This window comes from Marinobacter sp. ATCH36 (assembly GCF_023555055.1).
Taxonomy (GTDB): domain Bacteria; phylum Pseudomonadota; class Gammaproteobacteria; order Pseudomonadales; family Oleiphilaceae; genus Marinobacter.
Genome location: NZ_JAMJPL010000016.1, coordinates 1 through 1,672 on the forward strand (window position 1 = coordinate 1; position 1,672 = coordinate 1,672).

Annotated in this window: 1 protein-coding gene; it reads right to left on the minus strand. The window is 57.1% G+C overall.

Annotated elements, in window-relative coordinates:
- Window positions 1-208: 208 nt before the first annotated feature.
- On the minus strand, window positions 209-1,546 hold the full coding sequence (locus M8010_RS19850) for an ISNCY family transposase (RefSeq protein ID WP_250094431.1): 1,338 nt from the start codon (window positions 1,544-1,546) through the stop codon (window positions 209-211).
- Between the last annotated feature and the right edge of the window lie 126 nt (window positions 1,547-1,672).

Below are 1,672 nucleotides of genomic sequence, written 5' to 3' on the forward strand. Positions count from 1 at the left end.
GTGCCCATCCAGAAACACCGTTTTCCGGTGATCTGACGTGCTCCAGGAAGAACCAGTGTGAGTGAGAAGCTAAAGGATACCAGCGATGCCTGAATTATTGGCGTCATTGGTTGTTATTTGGTCAACTTCTGCGGCTTTAGCCCACGGCGGGCCCTCACACGGCCTGTCTGTGCGGGGCATTTGGCGATTTTCGGTTCCGCGTGGCGATCTAGCCAGTATCCAGTCGGGCCAGCCGCACCAGGTTGTAACTCAGCACAGACGCCCAGACAAACGCCTTGAAGCCATCATGACCTTTCCATCGGGCTTTTGTGGCTCCGAAGGCGCGTTTTAACTCAGAGATATTGCCCTCCACGCCGGCGCGGAAGTGTTTCAGAGCCTGGAAGGTTTTGGACTTAACCCCCATCGCGTTCAGCGAGACCCCGACCGGCTTATGGAAGACGACCTGCTTGACGCCCCGGGCTCTGCCGGCGGTCACATTCGCCTGGCTGGCGTAACCGCCGTCAGCGACCACGGCACGCGGTAACTGTCCCAGCGCCGATTCGTGATAATCCAGCACGGGCAGGAACAAGTCCTTGTCGGACGGGTTGCCGTCCTCAATGGAAAACGCCGTGATAAAGCCGTTTTTATCACTGCTCAGGTTGACCTTGTGGCCGTATTGTACATCCCGAAACGCCTTGACGATGATGTCGGTATGGGGCTCGAACAGGCTGACAAGCTTCTGTGATGCGGGCACCCGTTCTCCCTGAATGACCCGGCGCTCGGTTTGCGTCACCACTTGCTGTGCCAACGCCCGATAGTGAGCCAGATCCCAACACCACGTTTGCTGGGACTGTGTGAGGCCGCCCGTCTCGGCAAACCGGTGCAGGCCCCGGTCTGCCTGCCTCAGCACCAGCCGCGTAATCCTGAGAAGATCGGGGTAGAGCACTTCCTTCTCAGCCTTCTTGGCATTGAATATCCGGAATGCCAGGGACTTTGCCGGCTTGCGCTGGTCAACGAAGCGAATCTTGATGCCCGTGCGATCCCGGCTGGTCGCCAACAGGCGACTGATCACACGGATGGCATCGTTTAACAGCTGGCTGTCGCTGGGCGGGGCGATGTGGCTGGCCACCACCGTGCTGTCGATGCGCAATGTGTCCAGCGAGATCACGCCCTGATCCAGCAAGTTGTGCGTCAGTAAACGGTACGCCTGTTCCAGGGTGTCCGGTCTGATACGGCGGATGGTCGACTGTAGGCCTGACCGGCTGGGCATGAGGTGGCCCAGGCGGGCAAAGGCCCGGTAAGTCATGGAATCCGACAGGTGAAAGGCCAACTGCTCATAGCTGACCCGCAGTTGCTGCTTGAGCAGCAAACAGCGCAATACGCTCTCCGCGCTAAGGCCCGTTCGCCCTACCGGCGAGACGTCTGCGTCGATCAGGTCTTCTGCCACCAGAGCAAGCAGCTGTGGATAGTCATCCAGCCGCTCTGACAGTCTTTGCAGAAGGATCCCATGTTGATGATCCGAGTAATTCTCGAATATACTTGCCTGAGCATTGCGGGTCTCTCGCATGCGGAATCCTCTTGGGTTGGTGGTTTTGGTTCGCGCTTAAAACATACCAGATCCAAGAGGATTTTTTTATGCCTGATCAATAATATTAACCAGAAATCAATGAATTATGAGTTTCTGGATGGGCAC